General features: G+C 66.5%; 19 protein-coding genes and 1 tRNA gene. 9 read left to right on the plus strand and 11 right to left on the minus strand.

The genetic code is table 11. The features are described 5' to 3' along the window. Positions 1-82: 82 nt before the first annotated feature. The 5 genes from NBG84_RS23310 to sp36 all read right to left on the minus strand — a co-directional run bounded on the left by NBG84_RS23310 (position 83) and on the right by sp36 (position 3,980). On the minus strand, positions 83-967 hold the full coding sequence (locus NBG84_RS23310; RefSeq protein ID WP_250921515.1) for a prohibitin family protein: 885 nt from the start codon (positions 965-967) through the stop codon (positions 83-85). Positions 968-1,203: 236 nt separating this feature from the next. Beyond that, positions 1,204-2,034, minus strand: a complete 831-nt coding sequence (locus NBG84_RS23315) for an MBL fold metallo-hydrolase (protein WP_250921516.1) — start codon at positions 2,032-2,034, stop codon at positions 1,204-1,206. Next, positions 2,031-2,897, minus strand: a complete 867-nt coding sequence (locus tag NBG84_RS23320) for an NUDIX hydrolase (protein ID WP_250921517.1) — start codon at positions 2,895-2,897, stop codon at positions 2,031-2,033. The genes NBG84_RS23315 and NBG84_RS23320 overlap by 4 nt, the downstream gene beginning before the upstream one ends. Positions 2,898-3,351: 454 nt before the next feature. After that, positions 3,352-3,822: a RidA family protein gene (locus NBG84_RS23325; protein WP_250921518.1), complete on the minus strand. Its 471-nt coding sequence runs from the start codon at positions 3,820-3,822 to the stop codon at positions 3,352-3,354. Next, entirely contained in the window at positions 3,819-3,980 is a 162-nt protein-coding gene (sp36, locus tag NBG84_RS23330) for a Sp36 family protein (RefSeq protein WP_250921519.1), read from the minus strand. Before sp36 ends, NBG84_RS23325 begins: the two co-directional genes overlap by 4 nt. A gap of 327 nt (positions 3,981-4,307) precedes the next feature. Here sp36 and bagA point away from each other — a divergent pair, with 327 nt between their 5' ends. Next, positions 4,308-5,270, plus strand: coding sequence for an ATPase BagA (gene bagA / locus NBG84_RS23335; RefSeq protein WP_250921520.1), 963 nt, complete (start codon positions 4,308-4,310; stop codon positions 5,268-5,270). Beyond that, positions 5,267-6,661: an ATPase BagB gene (bagB, locus tag NBG84_RS23340; protein WP_250921521.1), complete on the plus strand. Its 1,395-nt coding sequence runs from the start codon at positions 5,267-5,269 to the stop codon at positions 6,659-6,661. The genes bagA and bagB overlap by 4 nt, the downstream gene beginning before the upstream one ends. A gap of 538 nt (positions 6,662-7,199) precedes the next feature. Here the strand turns inward: bagB and NBG84_RS23345 are convergent. Beyond that, the gene (locus NBG84_RS23345; protein ID WP_177149633.1) at positions 7,200-7,544 is read right to left on the minus strand and encodes a WhiB family transcriptional regulator; all 345 of its coding nucleotides are present in this window, start codon (positions 7,542-7,544) and stop codon (positions 7,200-7,202) included. A gap of 450 nt (positions 7,545-7,994) precedes the next feature. Here NBG84_RS23345 and NBG84_RS23350 point away from each other — a divergent pair, with 450 nt between their 5' ends. Further along, positions 7,995-10,277 carry a transglycosylase domain-containing protein gene (locus tag NBG84_RS23350; RefSeq protein WP_250921522.1) on the plus strand — a complete coding sequence of 761 codons (2,283 nt, stop codon included), beginning with the start codon at positions 7,995-7,997 and terminating at the stop codon, positions 10,275-10,277. A gap of 295 nt (positions 10,278-10,572) precedes the next feature. Here the strand turns inward: NBG84_RS23350 and NBG84_RS23355 are convergent, their stop codons facing one another. Beyond that, the gene (locus NBG84_RS23355) at positions 10,573-11,037 is read right to left on the minus strand and encodes a GatB/YqeY domain-containing protein (RefSeq protein WP_250921523.1); all 465 of its coding nucleotides are present in this window, start codon (positions 11,035-11,037) and stop codon (positions 10,573-10,575) included. Between the two features lie 260 nt (positions 11,038-11,297). Between NBG84_RS23355 and NBG84_RS23360 the strand changes: the two genes are divergently transcribed. From NBG84_RS23360 to NBG84_RS23375, 4 genes are all read left to right on the plus strand, one after another. Next, positions 11,298-12,224, plus strand: coding sequence for a metallophosphoesterase (locus tag NBG84_RS23360; RefSeq protein ID WP_250921524.1), 927 nt, complete (start codon positions 11,298-11,300; stop codon positions 12,222-12,224). A 134-nt stretch (positions 12,225-12,358) separates the two neighbouring features. Beyond that, positions 12,359-12,432, plus strand: a tRNA-Pro gene (locus tag NBG84_RS23365). 360 nt (positions 12,433-12,792) lie between these two features. Next, positions 12,793-13,611, plus strand: a complete 819-nt coding sequence (locus NBG84_RS23370) for a hypothetical protein (RefSeq protein ID WP_250921525.1) — start codon at positions 12,793-12,795, stop codon at positions 13,609-13,611. 255 nt (positions 13,612-13,866) lie between these two features. Further along, positions 13,867-15,489 (plus strand): PE-PGRS family protein, encoded by a 1,623-nt coding sequence (locus tag NBG84_RS23375; protein WP_250921526.1) that lies wholly within the window; start codon positions 13,867-13,869, stop codon positions 15,487-15,489. On the opposite strand, the gene NBG84_RS23380 is transcribed toward NBG84_RS23375, so the two are convergent. The 4 genes from NBG84_RS23380 to NBG84_RS23395 all read right to left on the minus strand — a co-directional run bounded on the left by NBG84_RS23380 (position 15,419) and on the right by NBG84_RS23395 (position 18,803). Further along, complete coding sequence (locus NBG84_RS23380) at positions 15,419-16,264, minus strand: hypothetical protein (RefSeq protein WP_024490700.1); 846 nt, start codon at positions 16,262-16,264, stop codon at positions 15,419-15,421. The two genes, NBG84_RS23375 and NBG84_RS23380, sit on opposite strands and share 71 nt — an antisense overlap. Positions 16,265-16,443: 179 nt before the next feature. Continuing rightward, on the minus strand, positions 16,444-17,967 hold the full coding sequence (locus NBG84_RS23385) for a LacI family DNA-binding transcriptional regulator (RefSeq protein WP_250921527.1): 1,524 nt from the start codon (positions 17,965-17,967) through the stop codon (positions 16,444-16,446). Positions 17,968-17,997: 30 nt separating this feature from the next. Then, on the minus strand, positions 17,998-18,348 hold the full coding sequence (locus NBG84_RS23390) for a helix-turn-helix domain-containing protein (protein WP_250921528.1): 351 nt from the start codon (positions 18,346-18,348) through the stop codon (positions 17,998-18,000). Positions 18,349-18,551: 203 nt separating this feature from the next. After that, positions 18,552-18,803 carry a helix-turn-helix domain-containing protein gene (locus NBG84_RS23395; RefSeq protein ID WP_250921529.1) on the minus strand — a complete coding sequence of 84 codons (252 nt, stop codon included), beginning with the start codon at positions 18,801-18,803 and terminating at the stop codon, positions 18,552-18,554. Positions 18,804-19,419: 616 nt separating this feature from the next. Between NBG84_RS23395 and NBG84_RS23400 the strand changes: the two genes are divergently transcribed. Beyond that, complete coding sequence (locus tag NBG84_RS23400; RefSeq protein WP_250921652.1) at positions 19,420-20,337, plus strand: hypothetical protein; 918 nt, start codon at positions 19,420-19,422, stop codon at positions 20,335-20,337. Next, positions 20,334-21,029, plus strand: coding sequence for an ATP-binding protein (locus tag NBG84_RS23405; RefSeq protein ID WP_250921530.1), 696 nt, complete (start codon positions 20,334-20,336; stop codon positions 21,027-21,029). The genes NBG84_RS23400 and NBG84_RS23405 overlap by 4 nt, the downstream gene beginning before the upstream one ends. The last annotated feature ends 66 nt before the right edge of the window (positions 21,030-21,095 follow it).

A 21,095-nucleotide genomic window follows, 5' to 3' on the forward strand; every position in this document is an offset into this window, starting at 1 on the left:
CCTCGCGCGTTCAGGTTCGCACTCGGTGTGCTTAAGGCCTGTCGTGTCTCAGGTCTGACGTCTCAGGTCTGACGTCTCAGGTCTACTTCTTGGTGCCGTCCACGATCAGCGAGTTCGCACCGGTACCGCCGCAGGGCACGGCGTACACGGGGTTCTTGGCGGCTGCGTCCTTGAAGGCGTCGATGCACTGGTTGACCAGGATCTTGTCCGTGAGCGAGTTGTTCAGGATCTTGTTCGCCCGGGCGATCCCCTCGGCCTCGATCCTGCGGCGCTCGGACTCCGCCGTCGCCGTGCGCGCGGCCTCGGTGGCCCGCTCGGTGGCCTGCTGCTGCTGGATCTTGCGGTCGATCTGCCCCTGGAGCTGGTCCGACGGTTTCACATTGCGCAGATTGACCGTCGTGACAGCGATACCGCGCGGAACCAGCCGCTCCGTGATCAGGTCACCGATCTCGGCGTTGATCTTCTCGCGGGCAGAGCTATAGCCCTCCTCGCTGGTGTGGCGGGCGAAGACATTGCGGATGATCTCCCGGCTGTCCGGGAACACCAGCCGCTGCTGAATCGCGTCCTCGCTACCGGCGAGCTTGTAGAGCTCGACCGCCTTGGCCGGAGTCACCGCCCATTTCACCGTGACCTCCACATACATCACTCCGCCCTGGCTGGAACGGACCTCAACCACGTCCTTGTCGGAGAGGTTGAGGTCGACGGGACGGGTGGAGAACGTGGTGATGTTGGTGAACGGCGAGGTGATGTTCACACCCGAGTTCAGCGGCGCACCCACCTTACCGAAGGTGACCGGGACACCGACCTCGTAGGCGCTGATGACATGCACGCAGCTGGTCACTCCAGCAAACAGGCTGGCTATCAGGGCCCCCAGAGCGCCGAGCTTGAGCCCTCGCTGCTCGGTGCTTCGGCCGACGAAGAAGAGTACGGCTGCCGCGATGAGCAGCAGAACAAAGAGAACGAACACGCCAGATCCCCCCAGGGTCAAATGTGAAATGTAGGGGGAGCGTAAAACACAACCCACGGTCTCAGACGCAGGGGGGCGGCCGATGGTTCTGGCGCTGCTTCTGCGCGACGAACGGGTGCGCACTGACCGGGACCGAACGAATGACAGAATGAATAGGGGTAGCTCGGCTGGTCACTCGCGCACAGCACCCAACGGCGACGGGACCTGGCGACCGGCCACTCTTCGCTGGCCAGCCTTCAGATCAGCCCGTGCTCCCGCAAATACTCCAACTGCGCCCGCACCGATAGCTCCGCCGCTGGCCACAGAGATCTGTCCACATCCGCATAGACCCGGGCCACCACATCCGGTGCTTCGTGGCAGCCGCTCTCCACCGCCGTCTCCACCTGGGCCAGCCGGTACGCCCTATGGGCCAGATAGAACTCGACCGCGCCCTGCGCATCTTCCAGAACCGGACCGTGACCGGGCAGCACCGTACTCACACCGTCGTCAACGGTCAGCGAACGCAGTCTGCGGAGTGAGTCGAGATAGTCCCCCAGCCGTCCATCGGGATGGGCGACGACCGTCGTACCTCTACCCAGAACGGTGTCACCCGTCAGTACGGCCCGGTCGGCGGGCAGATGGAAGCAGAGCGAGTCCGAGGTGTGCCCCGGGGTGGGAACCACCCGCAGTTCCAGACCCCCGGTCCGGATCACCTCACCCGCGGTGAGTCCCTCATCGCCGAGCCGCAGCGCAGGGTCGAGTGCGCGGACGTGGGTACGGGTCAACTCGGCGAAGCGTCCCGCGCCCTCGGCATGATCGGGGTGGCCATGGGTGAGCAGGGTCAGCGCGATCCGTTTTCCCGCCTGCTCCGCCATGGCGATGACATTGTGCAGATGCCCCTCATCGAGCGGCCCCGGGTCGATGACGACGGCCACATCCGAGTCCGGCTCGGCAACGATCCACGTGTTGGTGCCGTCGAGTGTCATCGCGGATGGATTGGGCGCCAGGACATTGATCGTACGAGCGGTGGCGGGACCTGAGAACACACCGCTGCGGGGCTGCCCGGGCAGGGCGGCAGCATCCGTCATCGCGACCCCCCTATCGAAATGTGCTTGGTGAACTCCTCATGGCCCGGCCAGCTGAGGACCAACCCACCATCGCTGCTCACCCGGGCGGTGGCCAGTACGGGGGTCAGATCCCGCTCCCTGGCCGCGCTGAGGGCATCGGCGGCCGTGGCACAGGGGATCAACGACCTCAGGGTGGAGATGGTCGGCGGCATCATCAGCAGTTCGCCCTGGTCATAGCGTTCGGCCGCGTCACCTGGACGAATCCACACCGTACGGTCGGCCTCGGTGGAGGCATTCCGGGTGCGCTGGCCTTCGGGCAGCGCGGCCACAAAGAACCAGGTGTCATAGCGGCGCGGCTCAAACTCGGGAGTGATCCAACGCGCCCAGGCTCCGAGCAGATCCGATCGCAACACCAGTCCACGGCGATCCAGGAAGTCGGCGAAGGAGAGCTCACGGTCGACCAGCGACTGCCGGTCCGACTCCCACGCATCGCCCGTCGTGTCCCCGACGACCGTGTCCGGAGTGACTCCGGCCAGCAGGACGCCCGCCTCCTCATAGGTCTCTCGGACAGCCGCGCACACGACCGCTTGCGCCGAGGCCTCATCCACACCGAGGCAGCTGGCCCATGCGCTGAGCGAAGGTCCCGCCCAGCGCACCGGGCGGGAGTCGCGAGCGTCCACTCCGCCACCCGGGTAGGCGTAGGCGCCTCCGGCGAAGGCCATGGAGGCGCGTCTGCGCAACATATGGACGGCGGGACCGTCTGCGGTGTCCCGCAGCAACATCACGGTCGCGGCCCGTTTTGGCTCTGCAGGGGTGAGTTCACCACTGGCGAGAGCCCGAATCCGGTCCGGCCACTCCGGTGGGTACCACTGACCATTGGACATGGCCGGATGCTATGCGCTCACGCGTGGATGTTCGAGTGGCACCGAGAACGAAGATCGGCCGAGAACGGCAGTCCGCTGCCCTGCTCTCTCGTACCCGTAACGGAGACACGGCAGGCGGAGTGGGGCTATCAGGGTGGTGGAGGGGCGGCGATGTTTCACGTGGAACATCAGCAGGAGGGCGAAATGCCGCTCCTGCACAACGCTCGGCTGGGAACTTCCCAGCCGAGCGCCCTATCCCCACAGCCCGCACCAAACGCACGGGGAGCAGCCGCGGTCCCGCGAGACCGACCGCGATGAACCTGCGGCTGAGCGCCCCATCGGGCGACTGGACCCGCTGCGTCGACTGCGTCTGGAACATCCGGAGTGGGACCGACCCGCTCTGGCCCGATGCGCCGGAGCACAGAGCGACCGGGTACGGGCAGCCAAAGGCGGCACCGGAAATCCACCAGGAGGATCAGTCCTGGACGAGCTCCACCAGAATCTCCACCTCGACCGGTGCGTCCAGCGGCAGAACCGCCACACCCACCGCGCTGCGCGCGTGCACACCCTTGTCGCCGAGGACCTCACCGAGGAGTTCGCTCGCGCCGTTGAGGACCGCGGGCTGCCCAATGAAGTCTGCTGCCGAAGCGACAAAACCGGTGACCTTGACGACACGCGCAATACGGTCGAGATCGCCGGCTACGGACTTCACTGCGGCCAGCGCGTTCAGCGCACAGGTCTTGGCCAGCTCCTTGGCTTCCTCGGCGGTGACCTCGGCGCCCACCTTGCCGGTGACCGGGAGTTTGCCCTCGACCATCGGAAGCTGCCCCGCCGTATAGACGTACACCCCCGAGATCACGGCCGGCTGGTAAGCCGCCAGTGGGGGAACCACCTCCGGCAAGGTCAACCCCAGTTCCGCAAGCCTGGCCTCAACGGCCCCGCTCACGAGGTCTTCTCCCGCTTCAGATAGGCCACGAGCTGCTCGGGGTTACTCGGGCCGGGCACGACCTGGACGAGCTCCCAGCCGTCCTCGCCCCAGGTGTCAAGAATTTGCTTGGTCGCGTGCACGAGAAGGGGCACGGTTGCATACTCCCATTTGGTCATGGGCCGACTGTATCCGCAGGGCGCGGCCCGTCCGCACCCCAGGCGGTGGACGACTCCATCCCGACGGAACCGGTCGTCGTATCCACCAGGCCAGGGCCCTACAGGGCGCTGCCCCACCCCCTCCTCCCAAGAGGGAGGTGGCCGCTCGACGGTAGAGCTGCCGCTGTCTGCCCGCGCGGGAGTCCGAGAATGACCGTGCAGGCGTCGCGAGCGCGACCGTGCCGCTGCCGCCACGGCCAAGTCGGGAGCCGCCCGGGATACCCGCGTGACGCAGCCCGCATACCTCCTCGTGCGTAGCACGGGGTTCAACTGGTTAGGCTCGAAACCGTGAGCAGGTTCCAGGTGGTCAGCGGCAAGGGCGGCACCGGTAAGACCACGGTTGCCGCCGCCCTCGCGCTCGCCCTCGCAACCGAGGGAAAGCGGACTCTCCTCGTCGAGGTCGAGGGGAGGCAAGGCATTGCCCAGCTCTTTGAGACAGAAGCCCTTCCCTACGAGGAGCGGAAGATCGCCGTCGCCTCCGGCGGGGGCGAGGTCTTCGCGCTGGCCATTGATGCCGAGCGCGCGCTACTGGACTACCTCCAGATGTTCTACAAGCTAGGTAGCGCGGGCCGAGCACTCAAAAAGCTGGGCGCCATCGACTTCGCCACGACCATCGCCCCCGGGGTGCGCGATGTGCTGCTCACCGGCAAGGCCTGCGAGGCCGTGCGCCGCCGTACCAAGCAGGGCTCCTACGCCTACGACTACGTCATCATGGACGCTCCGCCGACCGGGCGGATCACCCGCTTCCTCAACGTGAACGACGAGGTCGCGGGACTGGCGAAGTTCGGTCCGATATATAACCAGGCCCAGGCCGTCATGCGAGTTCTCAAGTCTCCTCAGACCGCGGTCCATCTGGTGACCCTGCTGGAGGAGATGCCCGTCCAGGAGACCGCGGACGGGGTAGCCGAGCTCCGCGGAGCCGATCTGCCCGTCGGCAGTGTGATCGTGAACATGGTGCGGCCGCACCTCCTCGATGAGCAGGCCGTCAACAGCGCCGCGGGCGACCGCCGGACGGAGATCGCCAAGACGCTCACCACAGCCGGGGTCAGCGGTGCGGCCAAGTTGGTCACCCCCCTACTCGAACAGGCCGCGGACCACGCTCAGCGCGTCAGCCTTGAGCGCGAGCAGCGGGTGGCCCTGAACCGTCTGGAACTGCCTTCCTATGAACTGCCCCTGCTGAGTGAGGGCGTCGACCTCGCCGGGCTGTACCAACTGTCGAAGGAACTGCGGAAGCAAGGGACCGGCACATGACCGTGGACGCGTCGGCAAAGCCTCTTGAAGTCGACCCGCTCATCGACGACCCTGCGACCCGCATCATCGTGTGCTGCGGCTCAGGCGGTGTCGGGAAGACGACGACAGCAGCCGCACTGGGGGTACGCGCCGCAGAGCGTGGCCGTCATGTAGTGGTGCTGACCATCGACCCGGCACGCCGACTGGCCCAGTCCCTGGGGATCGACTCGCTCGACAACACCCCTCGACGGGTGAAGGGCATAGAGGGCGACGGCGAGAGTTCGGCCGGTCAACTGCACGCCATGATGCTCGATATGAAGCGGACCTTCGACGAGTTCGTCGAGGCCCACGCGGACGGCGAACGGGCGCGCGCGATTCTGGACAACCCCTTCTACCAGTCGCTCTCGGCCGGTTTCGCCGGTACGCAGGAGTACATGGCGATGGAGAAGCTGGGGCAGCTACGCGCCAGGGACGAGTGGGACCTGATCATCGTTGACACCCCTCCGTCGCGCAGCGCCCTGGACTTCCTCGACGCGCCGAAGCGGCTGGGCTCGTTCCTCGACGGGAAGTTCATCAAGCTGCTGGTGACACCGGCGAAGATGGGTGGCCGGGCTGGGATGAAGTTCCTCAACGTCGGCATGACGATGATGACCGGCACGCTGGGCAAGCTGCTGGGCGGCCAGCTGCTGCGGGACGTGCAGACGTTCGTGTCGGCGATGGACACGATGTTCGGTGGCTTCCGCACCCGGGCCGATGCCACCTACCGACTTCTTCAGGCGCCTGGTACGGCGTTCCTGGTGGTGGCGGCGCCCGAGCGGGACGCGCTACGGGAAGCCGCGTACTTCGTGGAACGGCTGGCCGAGGAGGAGATGCCGCTCGCTGGGCTGGTCCTCAACCGGGTACACGGCAGCAGGGCGGTCCAACTCTCCGCCGAACGAGCGCTGGCGGCTGCTGAAATCCTCGCCCCGGAAATTACGTCAGAAAATAGTGACGGAGGGGGCATTGTCGATCAGAGGGGCGGGAAGACTGGTGTTCGTGAGGCCACGGGCGCCTCTCCCGAACCCCCGCCCGTGAGCCACGCACCGGCGCACAACCCCCAGCATGAGAAGACCCCCCAGGACACCGTGCGTACTGCGCACCAATCGGATGATGCCCCTGTGACCACCGAGGTTGTACCCCCGCCAGCGGACCACACCGCCGAGCATTTGACGGCTGGTCTGCTGCGGCTGCATGCGGAAAGGATGCAGGTGCTAGCGCGTGAGCAGCGTACGCGTGACCGCTTCACCGCGCTCCACCCCGAGGTGGCGGTAGTCCAAGTGACTGCCCTGCCCGGTGACGTACACGATCTCGCGGGCCTGCGGGCCATCGGCGATCAGCTAGCGGGGGCAGGGGAATCGCCCGCCGCGCCCTAAGAACCGTCGTTGCCTCACCCTGAGCCCGTCATGGTCGGCCAGTCCCGCTGGTACCAAGGTCAACTCTCCCCTGACCAACCAAGGCCAGCTGAATGAGCCGAACCCGAGCCGATGCGTGGAGAAAGCAGTAGACGATCTGCTGACTGCGTCTACCGCAGCTGATGGACCAGCACTTCACGGCAGACAGACATGTCGGTCCGTCCGTCCAGTCGCCTTGCGTGCCTTTTCCGTATGACGCATAGGCCACTGACTGAGGTGATCCGAATGGCGCACCCTCATGATGGCCGGGCGTCGATGTACCGCACGCCTCAGTCGATGCCACCACGCCTACGCGCAGTCGCACACGACAGCTCACGTCGGCATCAGGGATTGCGCACCCTAGGCCCAGTGATGGACGAGGACTTCGGCGAACAGGCTCCCGCAAGCCTGTCCTGCCCGTCCTATCCGTAGTGCCTGTGGTGCCTGTGTTCTGTCTTGTGCACTGGTAGTGCCTGGTCAATACAGGGTTGTGTACCCGCGGGGGATCGCCCCGCTGGAACTACCCGACTGCCGCATACGTCTCGTAGGTCTCGTCGTCATCGAGGCCTACCGGCAGAATGCCCGCACTGCGCTCGTACTCCGTGCGCGCGGTCTCCAGGAGTCTGCGCCACGAGGTGACCGTGGGACGCCTACGCAAGAGCGCACGCCGCTCCCTTTCGGTCATTCCGCCCCAGACACCAAACTCCACACGGTTGTCGAGAGCGTCGGCCAGGCATTCGGTCCGCACCGGACATCCGGTGCACACCGCCTTGGCCCTGTTCTGCGCTGCTCCTTGAACGAACAGTTCATCCGGATCGGTAGTGCGGCAGGCTGCCTGCGCACTCCAGTCGGTTACCCAGCCCATCCCGGCGCCGTCCTCTCCCGAATCGAGGCTCCCCCACGGCGGCAGCGGCATATTCACCGCTGCCAGTTGAGGACGTTACGGAAGGCGGGCACAGCGCAACACCCCCTTCGGGCCCAATCTTGAATGGCCCGAACGGACTATGTCCCCGTGGCAGATCACCCAGGGGAGTGAAGTGAGGACATGCGTGAGAATCCCGGCATACCGGGATGAAAGAACCGAGTCACGGCAGGCACCAGAGGGCCCATAAGGCGGATTGAATGCGAATTCGGACACGGACCCCGTGATTCCGCTTCCTCTGCTGCAGTCGCCGTTGTGACTAGGCGTTTTGCAACAGGCCTGCTGCGGAATCCGGGAATGCCTTGATACAAAACCGCACTGCTGTGACAGTTGAGAGCAGCTTAGGCCAAGGCCTATACGTATGTCCGGCGAATGAGAACGTAGGCTGCCTTCATGCCAAAAAAGCGCTCGGGCGGTGGTCTGACCGGGACCCAGCAAGCCGCCAAGTTCCTCGGTATCAGCGTGCTCTCCGGAGCCGTGCTGGCAGGCATCGCCCTGCCGGCCTTCGGGGCACTGGGGCTCGCGGCCAAGGGAACGGTGAAGGGGTTCGACGAAATCCCCGCCAACCTCAAGACACCCCCGCTCAGCCAGCGCACCACCATCCTGGACTCCAAGGGCGGCCTGATCGCCACGGTCTACTCGCGTGACCGCACGGTGGTGCCACTCAAGGAAATCTCGCCGCATATGCAGAAGGCGATCATCGCGATCGAGGACTCGCGCTTCTACGAGCACGGCGCGGTCGACCTCAAGGGCGTACTGCGCGCGCTCAACAAGAACGCGACGAGCGGTGGAGTCACCCAGGGTGCCTCGACGTTGACCCAGCAGTATGTGAAGAACGTCTTCGTCGAGGAGGCAGGCGACGACCCGGACAAGGTCGCCCAGGCCACCCAGCAGACGCTCGGCCGCAAGATCCAGGAGCTGAAGTACGCGATCCAGGTCGAGGAAGAACTCGGCAAGAAGAAGATCCTGGAGAACTACCTCAACATCACCTTCTTCGGCCAGAAGGCCTACGGCGTCGAGGCGGCCGCCCAGCGTTACTTCTCCAAGCCCGCCAAGGACCTTCAGGTCGAAGAGGCGGCGATGCTCGCGGGACTCGTCCAGTCCCCCAGCCGCTATGACCCGGTGAATGACATAGAGGAAGCGACCAAACGTCGCAATATCGTCCTCCAGCGCATGGCGGACGTCCGCGACATCTCACCCGAAGAGGCGGAGCGGGCCAAAGCTACCCCGATCAAGCTCAATGTGAGCGAGCCGAAGAACGGCTGCATCACCGCCACAAACGGCGCGGGCTTCTTCTGCGACTACGTGCGCAAGTCGTTCACCTCCGACCCGGTCTTCGGCAAGACCAAGGAGGAGCGCGCCAAGATCTGGTACCGCGGCGGACTGACGGTCAAGACCACGCTCGACCCGCAGGCCCAGAAGTCGGCTCAGAGGTCGATCAAGAAGCATGTCTACAAGTCGGACAAGGTCGCCACGGCGGTGACCATCGTCCAGCCGGGATCCGGCAAGATCCTGGGCATGGGTCAGTCGCGCCCGTACGGCTACGGCAAGAACGAGACCGAGATCAACTATTCGGTCGACAAGAAGCTGGGCGGCTCGAACTTCGGCTTCCCCGTCGGATCGACCTTCAAGCCATTCGTGGCGGCGGCAGCCCTGGAGCAGGGCAGGCCGGTGACGCAGGTGTACCCGGCGCCGTACAAGATGTCGTACCCGGACTCGATCTCCACCTGCAACGGCACCTGGCGCAATGACGGTGGCGACGTACTGGAGAACGAGAACGAGAAGGAGGTGGGACCGTATCCGCTGAAGAAGGCGATGGAGATGTCGGTCAACACCTACTTCGTCCAGATGATCGAGGACATAGGGATCTGCCCGGTCGTGGAGATGACCGACAAGCTCCGGGTGTTCCAGGGCAACGGCGACAAACTGCCGGTGGAACCCTCCGCGCTGACCCTGGGCTCGGACGGGATCTCCCCGCTGACGATGGCCAGTGCCTACGCGACCTTCGCCAACCGAGGCACGTACTGCAGCCCCACCGCCATCCAGTCGATCCGCACCGCGGACGGCCGGAGCTTGCCGGTGCCCAAGAGCACCTGCGAGAAGGTGATGAGCGAGCAGACCGCGGACACCATCAACACCCTGCTGGGTGGCGTGATCGACTCCGGCACCGGTCAGTCCGCGGGCCTGACCAGCCGTGACAACGCGGGCAAGACGGGTACGACGGACGAGCGGCGAAACGCCTGGTTCGTCGGCTACACACCGAACCTGTCCGGAGCCGTCTGGGTGGGTAGCCCCACCCAGCAGGTGAAAATGACGAACATCACCATCGGCGACGTCTACCACTCCAAGGTCTTCGGTGGGCAGGTGCCCGGCCCGATCTGGCGGGACGCCATGAACGGCGCTCTGGAGGGCTGGGACGCCCCGACCTTCAACAAGGTGTCCATCCCCGACCCGCCCAAGCCGGAGGAGACCCCGGACGGTGACGGCGAGGACAACGGCGGCGGGGACGGCAACGAAGGCCGGCCGGACGACGGTAAGCCGGGGGACGGTCGCCCGGGCGACAACGGCGGCGGCGGCAACGAGCCGTGGCCCGGGATCTCCGTACCCTCCGGCCAAACCGGAGGCGGCGACAACCGTGGCGGCGACAACGGCGGCGGGGACGGTAGCGGGGACTGACCGCCAACGCTGACAGACACGAGGGGCCAGGTCGCATGGACGACCTGGCCCCTTCGTCATCCTCGGAACATCCCGGCCAGTGATTCGACCCGTGCACCCGCTGAGGCGATCCGCGTTACTGAGCCAGGCGCCGGCTCGCACGATTCGGTGGCCGACAATCCCGACCCGCCGCTGCTCTCACCGCAGCTGCTTTCACCGCGACTCGATGCCGTGATCAGCTGCGGCCGTCGGCACCCGCCATCCGGAGTCCCCCGGTATCCGAGGGCTAACCGCCGGAAACGTGCGCTTCTGGAGCTCAGCCCGCCAGCAGTCGCTTCACGGTCGCAGCCACCCGCCCGCCCTCGGCCCGCCCTGCGACCTTCGGATTCACGATCTTCATCACCGCACCCATGGCCCGCGGCCCTTCGGCCCCTGCGGCCTTCGCCTCCTCGACCGCCTGCCCCACGATCTGCTGAAGCTCGTCGTCCGAGAGCTGCTGGGGCAGATACGCATTGAGCAGAACGCCTTCGGCCCGCTCGCGCTCAGCCTGCTCGGCCCGCCCTCCCTGGGCGAAGGCCTCCGCGGCTTCGCGACGCTTCTTCGCCTCCCGGGCGATCACCTTCTGCACCTCTTCGTCCGAGAGCTCCCGGGCGGTCTTGCCCGAGACCTCTTCGTTGGTGATGGCGGAGAGGGTCAGCCGCAGCGTGGAGGAGCGCAGTTCGTCACGCGCCCGGATCGCGTCGATGAGGTCGTCGTGAAGCTTCGACTTGAGCGTGGTCATACAGATCAGTGTGTCAGGTGGGGATACGGGCGCGCCCGATCATTTCGCGGCGCGGCAGTGGAACCACTGGCGAACGTCCGCGCTGGAAGGCCAGCCGAGTAGCCGCGTCATGGCAGCGACTCGTGGAACACCCTGCCTCTCGAAGACCCTGCCTGCGGGCCACCATCCCCGTGGAACACCATCCTCGTGGAACACCATGAAAGATCACTAGTCGTCGCCGACTCCGTCACCTAGTACCCCGTGTCTGCGACGATGGGTAGATGCGCGCACGGTATGGAGTTCCCTTGGCCATCACGGCAGTCGGCGTGGCCGGCATCGCCTACGCAGCGGGCTTCGAAGCCCGCTCTTTTCGCCTCCGACGGCTGACGGTCCCGGTGCTCCCCCACGGAATGCGCCCGCTGCGAGTACTGCAGGTGTCAGACATCCACATGGTCAGCGGCCAGCGCAAGAAGCGTGCCTGGCTCCAGTCCCTCGCGGGGCTGCGCCCGGATTTCGTCGTCAACACCGGCGACAACCTCTCCGACCCGGAGGGAGTACCAGAGACCCTGGACGCGCTGGGCCCGCTGATGGAGTACCCGGGCGTATATGTGTTCGGCTCCAACGACTACTACGGCCCCACCCTCCGCAACCCAGCCCGCTACCTGCTCGAAAAGTCCCAGGGCAAGCACGGTCTGAACGGCAACGCCGCGGCGGTCGGCGTGGTCCACAACCCCTGGGAAGACCTACGGGCCGCATTCGACGCGGCGGGCTGGGTGGGCCTGACCAACACGCGGGGCCGGCTGAAGCTGGAGGGGTACGAGTTGGCCTTCACAGGCCTGGACGACCCCCACATCAAACGCGACCGGTACGAGAAGGTGGCGGGCGGTCCGGAGAAGGACGCCGACCTTTCCCTGGCGATCGTGCACGCACCGTATCTGCGCGCGCTGGACGCCTTCACCAGGGACAACTATCCGCTGATCCTCGCCGGCCACACTCACGGCGGCCAGCTACGCATCCCCTTCTACGGCGCCCTGGTCACCAACTGCGACCTGGACACAGATCGAGCCAGGGGCCTGTCCACCTACGAGGCAGGGGGCCATGTCTCCTACCTCCACGTCTCGGCCGGCTGCGGAACAAGTCGCTACACACCGGTCCGCTTCGCCTGCCCCCCGGAAGCAACCCTCCTGACCCTGGTCGAAAAGGCCTGACCAGCACCATCCGAATCCCAAACAAGCACCACAGAAGCCCCGCCCCACGGCCACCTCCGGGCCGCGAAAACCAGATTTCGCCTGGGAGCGCGGGTGAGCTAAAGTAATCGATGTCGCCGCGACAGCGGTGACATCGGGGTGTAGCGCAGCTTGGCAGCGCGCTTCGTTCGGGACGAAGAGGTCGTGGGTTCAAATCCCGCCACCCCGACAGCCGTAAGACCAGGTCAGGGGCCTGATCCACTTAGTGGATCAGGCCCCTGAGTGGTTTCCGGGGGCGTCTTGGGAGCCGTTTGGGAGCCGATCTCAGGATCCGGCTCCCAGGAAACCAGCCGACGAGCTTGCCAGGTGGCCCAAAGAGAATCTCCGGGATTGATCAGATTGGGCTACCAACGATCCGAAGCGGGGACGTCCGTCAGTCGTCCGTTGGCTGTCCGTCCCGAGTATCCGTGGCTCGGGCAGCAGCAGGCCCTGCGGTCCAGCCTGCTGCGGGAACAACATGGATGCCGCCGAGTACCAAGAAGCCAGAAGCGACCCGGCAATAAATGGCACGCCCTAAGATCTTGCCCCTGTGCATCCCATCGTCGAAGGGCATCACGTGGCGCTCAACCCCCTCCAGTCCCCCATCGACGGCATGACTGGATATCTTCGTGATGCTCAGATGATTCACCGGGTGACTCAAGAACGACTGGCCCAGTTGACCGCTGCCAGACAAGCCCAGGGCAAGGGGGGCAATGGACAGCCCGGGGCGGAGCACTCAGCGTTGAACCGCAGCGTAGTCGTAGCGGCCGTCGGCGCCCTCGAAGCCTTCAACGAGGACCTGGCGATCACCGCCCAGAAGCACCATCCACAGGCGAGGCCGCGGCTGAACAACTGGTACAACATCGCTGGCGGAGGCGGGATGGTGCAGACGCCCAGTCCCAACAACCTGCGGAAGCTGTTCTGGACATTCTTCCGTTACGACCCGCCCGACGACTGGGACTGGCGAGTGCAGGTCGCGTCAATCGAGACTGGCGGAACCGGCACTTGGCGCATAGCCACCACTCAACTCGCCAAAATGCAGGCGTCTCAACTCTTGGACACCATGGTCAAGGTGCGGCACGGCTTCGCCCACCAAGACAAGGATCAAAAGCTCGTCCACTGTCCGGGAATCGCCAGTCAGACGTCGTCGGGAAAGATCGTCATACACTCGCACCACGCGACGAACGCCATAAGCGTGCTTGTGCAGTACGCCATGCTTACCACTACCGGGCTAGCCAAGAGCCTTGGCTTCAAAGACCAGCTCAGGTGGGTCAAGCCGATGGCCGATGCTGGCTGGGAAGACCTCCTCGTCGGCACACCTGCGGGGTCCCTGGTGTCGCGGACCTGGAATCGCGCCCCCGATCTGTAGGGCCGCAGGATTCTTGCGCTACTCAGTTTGCTTTTCCACTGGGGTAGCCAATGGCTAGTTCGCACCTGCGGTCGACCAGCGGTTCAGGTACACACAGCGACGCGACTCCGCGTGGGCACTCATGCCTGGGCACGGCGGGAGAGGCTCGCGCCGCATCAATGACTGCCAGGGCGTTGATCCCCAACCCTGTCAGACGCAGAAAGAATCGCCGGCTACGGGTTGTGCTACTGCGGGCACACACGGTACGACCGTGCCATGCACCGTTGGTCGCCACTCAATGATCGCCAGCTGGTCCTGCTCACCCGCATCGGGGAGGGGACGGAACCTGGTACCTCGGACAGCCCGGAACTTGCCGCCACCGCGCACGCCCTCAAGGGGCGGGGCTTGATCACCATGCCGAAGCAGGGCGGGAGGTGGCAGGCGGACATCACCAACGACGGGCGTTTCTACCTGGAGCACGGACACCACCCGGACCGGCCGGAGCGGACTCCACGCAGGCAGCGTTCGGCGGCCCTCAAGCTGCCACCACAGGCTGACCCTCCCAGCCAACAGACAGCACCCTCGTCCGCAGCTGCGAAGTCCTCGCGCCCCTCACCGGCCTCGATTGGCGCGGCCCTGGTCATCCGAGTGCAGGAGGCCGGCCGCTTCCTCCGCATCACGAACCCGAGCGACGGGGAGCGGGCCCGCTACCGGCGAGCATTCGATGCTGCGCGGCAATGCGCCCCCGAGGGGTACCACCTCAAGCACACGGGGCGGGAGAGGGGTGATTTCGTTCTCGGGCTACTCAGGGTGACCGGCGAGGACGACACCGAGTGGAATCGGATTCGCCTGGCGCGCAGCCGAGTGATCACCGACGTTGAGGACGTGGTCGCCGCGGTCACCGCAGACCACAGTGCCTTTGAGATCTCCGAGGAGGTCCTCCCCCGGGTGATTGCGCTGCTCCGTCTCCTCGCCGAGCAGGCCATCGTTCGTCATGGCGAGATCGCGGTGTCCAAGAAGCGCCGGCAGGCGCGCCCCCTGCTGACGGTCCACGGCAGGACGTACGAGGTCAGCTTCCGCGAGCGGCAGAAGCAGGTCAGGTACGTGCCCAAGCAACCGGGCCGGCGTACGTACGACTGGCAGCGGGTTGCTCCGGCGAACCGGTCCGAGCCGTCCGGCGAGCTGGAACTGCATCTCAGCCAGCAGTCGGGCTACGGATCCGGATGGAAGAAGGACTGGGCCGACACCGCCAAGAAGTCGCTGGAGGACCGGATCGGTTCGGTATTCCGCGCGCTCAAGGCACACGCCGAAGAGGAGGAACGGGCTCGGTTGGAACGCGAGGCTCAGCAGCGGCGGCTGCGGGAGGAGCGGGAGCGGGAGGAGAGAGAGCGCCGCCTACAGGAAGCGGAGGAGATGCAGCGCAGGCAGCAGGAGTGGGAGGCCGCTGTCAGCGTCGCGACGATCAAGGCCGTGGACGCGGTGCGGGTCGAGCTCTTCAGTACGGCCTTGGAGCACTGGCGGACTGCGGGGGAGATCAGGGATTTCTGCTCAGCGCTGGACAAGGCCGCTGCCACGTCGAGCGACGACCTCGACGCCGAAAGGCTGCGGGAGTGGTCGGCGTGGGGGAAGGCCGAGGCCGAGCGGCTCGACCCCACTGCGCGCGGCAGGGGACTTACCGGCCACGGCTTCCATGCGCAGCCGACGGGCGACCAGATGCGGCCGTTCCTCGACGGCTGGCACCCGCAGCGTCCCGAGAAAGTGGAGTCGGTGGAGAAGCCTCAGGTGGAAGTCGCGTCACCCAAGCCGGAGCCGGACCGGCGGCACGACTTCAGCGACGAACGTCTGGATCAAGGCTGGAGATATGGACGCCCAGCTCGCGCTCAATGGTGGAGGCGATGAAGCCGTGTCCGCGGTCACGTAGGGTCGTCACCGCCCGCTCGACCAGTTTCCCGAGCCGGATGACCTCCGCCCGCAGGGCGACCAGTTCGTCATAGCGCTCAGACTTGTCCTCGCCGCACCAGGCCCGCACGGTCCTCAGGACGGTCGCTTCGGCGTCCAGCTTGCGGTCATCGCGACGGCTGTAGGAGGAGTACCAAGAACCCTGGGCGCGTTCCTGCTCAAGGCTCTGCTGTTTGCGGTCCACCTCCGGCAGGATCGTGTCGGCGAGACGTTCGGCCACATGGCGGGCGAGACGTTCAGTGACTGGCCAACCTGCAAGGCAGTGGCCGTCGCGGTTCTCGTGGACCGCAGGATCGTCCCGCAGTTTCGCGGGGTCCATACCTACGAGCGGTGCGGTCTCATCCAGTCGGCCCATGTCCAGGATGCCAGCGTCCTGGACGCCTCGCCGCAGGCGCAGTTTGCTCTTCGGTCTGACGAACCCGAGGATCAGCCGCGCGGCCTCGAACTCCGTGCGGCCCCTCACGTGTCGCGACGCCTCGGCCAACGCCAACTCCGCCGCGTCGTCCGCGTGGAACTCTTCGGCCTCCGCCCACGGAACCACGAGGCACGTGGGGTTGACCCATTCCTGTAGCCCGGCTGCGTCCCCTTCAAGGAACCGCACGTGGACCCCGCCCGTCCTGCCGGGGCCGCCGACACGAACAATCTCTACCTGGTGAACCGCGCTGCCCAGGTCCTTCGGCCTCACTCGATACGCCCAGTGCTCACCCATTTCCATGCGCCTATTGAGCCAGGTCTGCTGGCACCAGCGCCCGCCGATTCGCCAAAACCACCAGAAGGAATCGAGTGCCCAGATCCCGTCGGCATGATCGGGCTCGGTGGGCAGGCACAGGTGTTTCGAGCGAGGCGAAAGCGCCTGTGACCCGTGGGGGTCACAGGCGCCACTCACCGCTGGCGTTACACCAAGCCACGCGCCTGCCGGCGAACGCGCAGAAGGTCACCGAGCACGCGCACCGGTGATGTAGGACACATGGCGAGCCGCGAGTCGAGAGCTGCCTCCCACTGCTCGGTCAGGCCGAGCATGAGGCGCTTGCGCATGCCAGGGGTGACATGGGCATAGCGCGCCGAGACGGAGCCGTCGATGTGTCCCATGCGCTGGTCCATGAGGACCTTCTCGGTGCCGAGGTCCTCCATCACCGTCCTATGGGCGTGGCGCAGTCCGTGAGGCGTGAGGCCCTTGGCGATCGGGAGCCAGCAGGCGTCAGCTCGTTGACCGGCGCCCCGCCCTCGCGCGGGGACTCCTGGCCACGGCTCGCCGAGTAGCGGCACGGGTCGTGCCTCCTGCGGGGCCTTCTTCGGGTACCAGCCCGATACCGCCGGGGTGAACAGCCACGTCGCGAAACCGTTCCTGCGCCAGTGGGCCGCAGGCTCCACCACCGCGCCGCCTCGTACGAACCCGAGGTCCGTGATGGCCTCCTCCACCCGCATTCGCGTCGCCTCAGCGACGCGATCGGGGTGGTTGAGGACGTTGGATACCGTCCCCGTGGAGATTTCGGCACGGCGTGCGACGTCGACGAGTTTCGCACCGTGGTGGCCGCCCGTACGAGCCGTGCCCTGCCCGCGGAAGACGTAGGTCCTACCGTGGCAGGGGCAGGGCGTCGGCTTCGTGCGGGCGACGTGATTGGCGACCAGGGCGGACAGCCAGTCCATCGAGTCGAGGGTGCGATAGCTGTCGTCCTTGGGCGGGCAGCGCACCATCTCGCCCGAGTCGAGTTCGTACAGCTGCCATTCGACACGGACGGAGCCAGGTCGAGTGAACTCGGTCTCCAGGCCGACTATTTCGCCCCAGCGCATGCCGGTGTATCCCTTGAGGACGACGGCGACGAACTCGTCATCTCGGCCGGACAGCAGTGCTGCTCGTTCGGCGATCAACAGGATGCCGAGCGGATCGGTGACGACCTTCTCCGGGCCTCGGTCACGGGAGCGGCCCGCGCGCTTGCCCCGCCCCCGCCGCCTGGTCGCCGGGTTCGACGTGATCAGCCCTTCGTCGATCGCGTCCTCGTAGATCAGGTGGAACGTCGAGCGCCAGGTCTTGACGCTGGAGGCCGCGTACAGAGCCCTTTCCTTCTTCTCCCACCGGTCGACGTCCGAGCGCAGGATGCCGGCGAGCGCATGGTCCCCGAAGTCGGGAAGCAGGTGCTCTTCGATGTGGCGCTTGTAGTTCTGCATGGTCGATGCGGCCAGGTCCTGGGCCTCGTACCAGCGGCTCGCGTACTCGCCGAACGTCTCCTGGCCGAGTGCCGGGTCACGCCAGTCGCCGCGCCGGTACTTGTTCTCGGCCTCGCTCGCGGCGCGCTGAGCCTCGCCCTTGGTGGCGAACTTGATCGCCTTGCCCTGCTCGTCGACGACCGTGAGGTGCTTCCCAGGTGCGGTCTTGTACCGGCCGCGCCAGTAGTTCGCGCGCTTCTCCGCGAAACCCACGCTCCTCCTCTCCCTTGGTACGCGGTCGTGTCAGGCGACGGTGCTGAACTGGCTCTGTCTGGCGCGGGCCGGAGGCCGCGCCCGCAGGCGGGTTGTGGGCGCGGCACGCTGGGGCGCTTCCGCCTGCTGGGCGCCGGTCTTGGCGACGGTCCGAGCTGTGACTGGCTGGTGTGCCCGTGCGGGCCGTTCCTCGTGGAGGCGGATGATCTCTGCGAGGTGTTCTGCGGTGAAGCGGTACGCGCGGCCGACCCGGGTGAAGGGGATCAGCCGTCGGCGGGCCCTGTCCTTGACCCACCAGGCAGAGCAGCCGAGAACAGCAGCGATGTCCTCGGGACGGTAGAGGCGGGGCGGTGCTACGCCGGTGCCTGGCTGCTCAGCCATGCGAGATCGCCTCCTTCGCGGTACGGAGGCGGAACGGCAACGGGGCAGGGGGAATGGCCTCTCGGCGCAAGGAGGTTCCTTCTCTGGCGCGGCCGTGCGGAGACGGGTACGCCGGTCTTGGTGGTTCAGGTACGGGCGGGGTGGTGCGCGTAGCGGCTGCCGGGTGTTGGCCCACCCGGGGAGCGCTGTTGGGGCTCGTTCGGCTAACTCGTCTCGGCGAGCAAGGCGAGCGGGGAGAGGCCGAGAGCGGCTGCGATGGCGACGATGTCGTCGACATCGCAGCGGCGCTGTCTGCATTCGATGCGGGACAGCATCGTGATGGTCATGGGCCGGCCGAGCGCGGTGACACGTTCGGCCAGCTGGCGCTGGGCGAATCCGCGCGCTGTGCGGGCACGGGTAATGGCGCGGGCGGCCAGCACGCCGGCCGGACCAATTCCCAAAAGGCTCTCAGGCATGGGTCAGTTGTAGCTCTGCATTGCCGGTTTGGGTAACCGGCGATGTGCTGCTATGTTTCGCATCTTTTTTGTCAGATCTGGTCCCCAGGCTCCTTGCGAGCGGCGGCGCAACATAGACCGGAATTGGCGGATGACCAAATCACCTGCTGCCCTCATGCTGGTAGCACCTACGTGGTCTCGACGTGGGCATCTTGCATCGCGCGCTCACCAGCGCCGCCCACGGATTTGCTTGCCAACTGCCCGATTTATGCGCCTTCTTGGTCAACCGGCGATTCGGGTCTACCGTTTTAAGGAAGCCGCGCACGACACGTTCGCCGAGAGCTGTTTGCTTTCCCGGCGGAATGCTGGACTTGTGCGGGAAAGATGTGGCTGTCTTGGCCATGCGCCCGGAAACCCCTGCGGTTCCGAGTACATGAAGAAGCCCCCGGCGGGCCAACGCCGGGGGCCAAGAAGTCCCTACCGATATCGCCCGTACCTGAACGATCAAGACGGTGGCGGTCATAACGCCACCGGGTGAGGAACTGTGCATGCCCCAACAAGCTACTGCCTTCGTGGCCGTAGTCGCATCCCCGTCGCCGAACTCGCCTGCTCGGCCCACGAAGGCGGGGCGATAGACATGGCGCGGATACGCACCATCAAGCCGGAAGCCTTCATCTCCGAGTCGCTGGCCGCGGTGAGCGTCCATGCCGAGCGGACCTTCTTCGGCCTGCTTACGCAGGCGGACGACCACGGCCGCTTCCGCGACCAGGCCGCTGTCATCGCCGGCGCCCTGTGGTCCCTGCGCCCCGAGCACGGCCCGCTGGAGGTCGAGGACGACCTCACGCAGCTCGACAGTGCGGGTCTGATCTGCCGGTACGAAGGCGACGACGGCAAGCGGTACCTGCACATCGTCACCTGGGCCCGTCACCAGAAGATCAACCGGCCCAGTGGCAGCCGCTGCCCGGCCTGCCCGCGCCACCAGGGCAGCCGGTCGGACGAGGCGGCCTCGCCTGTTCACGGAGCCCTCCATGAACAGACCGTGAGCCCTCACAGTGGACTCCCTGATGCGTCACGCGGATACAGCGAGCCCTCCGTGAACCGGGAAACTGCAGGTCAGAGCAATTTCAGTGAGCCCTCACCACAACGCTGGGAGACTGCGGTGAGGACTCAGGGTCCGGATCTAGGACCTAGGATCCTGGATCTAGGATCACCTCCGGTGGGGAGCGCAAGCGCCCCCACGCCCCCTGCCGTCTCGGGGTCGGTCTCGGCCAAGGACCTGGTCGCCGAGCACGTCGCCGCATGCCAACACCGCCCGCCCAGCGACGTCCTCGGCCGCCTCGGCAAGGTGGTCAGCAAACTGCTCGGCGAGGGGTTGTCCCCCGACCACATCAGGGCCGGGATGGACCGCATGCGTACCAAGGGGCTGTCCGCTGGGCTGCTGCCGAGCCTGGTCGACGAGGCCATGAACGCTCCACGGGCAGCTGCCGCCCCGCACCGAGCATGGACCAACCCGGCGCCCGCTGACGTCGAGGCGGCCTACGGGGGTCAGCTGTGACCACAGCCACCACCAGCCGGGAGCCGGAGCGCATGAACACCCTCGCCGCCCGCCTCGGCACGATCCTCGCCGAACGGGGCATCGATCCAACTACGTCACCTGCCGAGGCTCCTTCGGAGCGGGTGACCGCGCTGGACCTGGCCGCGGCCCGCATCCCGCCCCGTTACCGCCACGCGCTCGCCGGCCACCAGCAGGTTGCCGCCTGGGACGAGGTGGCGCTCGCCGCACGGCCCGGACCGAGCGGCACCCGGGGTATCGCACTCGGACCGTCCCTGCTGGTCGCCGGGCCCACCGGCACCGGCAAGACGCACCAGGCGTACGGCGCGGTGCGCTCGCTGCTGACCGCCGGGGTACGGCTGCGGTGGGAGGCGGCCACCACGGCCGACCTGTACGCCCGCTTGCGCCCACGCCCCGGCCACGACGCCGAGCGCGACCTCGCCACCCTCAGCACCTGCCCGCTGCTGATCCTGGACGACCTCGGCGCAGCCAAGCAGTCGGAGTGGACCGAGGAGATCACGTACCGGCTGATCAACCGCCGCTACACCGACCTGCTCCCCACCCTCCTCACGACCAATCTGCCGACCGCCGCGCTCCGCGACGCCGTCGGCGACCGCGTCGCCTCCCGTCTCGCCGAAATGACCACCACCGTCGTCCTCACCGGCGCCGACCGCAGACGCCAGCTCTCCGCCTGACCGCACGGCGCCGCCCCGCACCAGCTCACCTTCACCACACCGCCTGACCGCGCCCACGCCTGCCCA

The sequence above is a fragment of the Streptomyces albipurpureus genome (assembly GCF_023701525.1).
GTDB classification, from domain to species: domain Bacteria; phylum Actinomycetota; class Actinomycetes; order Streptomycetales; family Streptomycetaceae; genus Streptomyces; species Streptomyces albipurpureus.

Coding starts and splice junctions, on each gene's coding strand:
- NBG84_RS23315 (WP_250921516.1), bottom strand. CDS start 2,034: ATGACGGATGCTGCCGCCCTGCCCGGGCAGCCCCGCAGCGGTGTGTTC.
- NBG84_RS23320 (WP_250921517.1), bottom strand. CDS start 2,897: ATGTCCAATGGTCAGTGGTACCCACCGGAGTGGCCGGACCGGATTCGG.
- sp36 (WP_250921519.1), bottom strand. CDS start 3,980: ATGACCAAATGGGAGTATGCAACCGTGCCCCTTCTCGTGCACGCGACC.
- bagB (WP_250921521.1), top strand. CDS start 5,267: ATGACCGTGGACGCGTCGGCAAAGCCTCTTGAAGTCGACCCGCTCATC.
- NBG84_RS23345 (WP_177149633.1), bottom strand. CDS start 7,544: ATGGGCTGGGTAACCGACTGGAGTGCGCAGGCAGCCTGCCGCACTACC.
- NBG84_RS23350 (WP_250921522.1), top strand. CDS start 7,995: ATGCCAAAAAAGCGCTCGGGCGGTGGTCTGACCGGGACCCAGCAAGCC.
- NBG84_RS23355 (WP_250921523.1), bottom strand. CDS start 11,037: ATGACCACGCTCAAGTCGAAGCTTCACGACGACCTCATCGACGCGATC.
- NBG84_RS23360 (WP_250921524.1), top strand. CDS start 11,298: ATGCGCGCACGGTATGGAGTTCCCTTGGCCATCACGGCAGTCGGCGTG.
- NBG84_RS23375 (WP_250921526.1), top strand. CDS start 13,867: ATGCACCGTTGGTCGCCACTCAATGATCGCCAGCTGGTCCTGCTCACC.
- NBG84_RS23380 (WP_024490700.1), bottom strand. CDS start 16,264: ATGGAAATGGGTGAGCACTGGGCGTATCGAGTGAGGCCGAAGGACCTG.
- NBG84_RS23390 (WP_250921528.1), bottom strand. CDS start 18,348: ATGGCTGAGCAGCCAGGCACCGGCGTAGCACCGCCCCGCCTCTACCGT.
- NBG84_RS23395 (WP_250921529.1), bottom strand. CDS start 18,803: ATGCCTGAGAGCCTTTTGGGAATTGGTCCGGCCGGCGTGCTGGCCGCC.
- NBG84_RS23400 (WP_250921652.1), top strand. CDS start 19,420: ATGGCGCGGATACGCACCATCAAGCCGGAAGCCTTCATCTCCGAGTCG.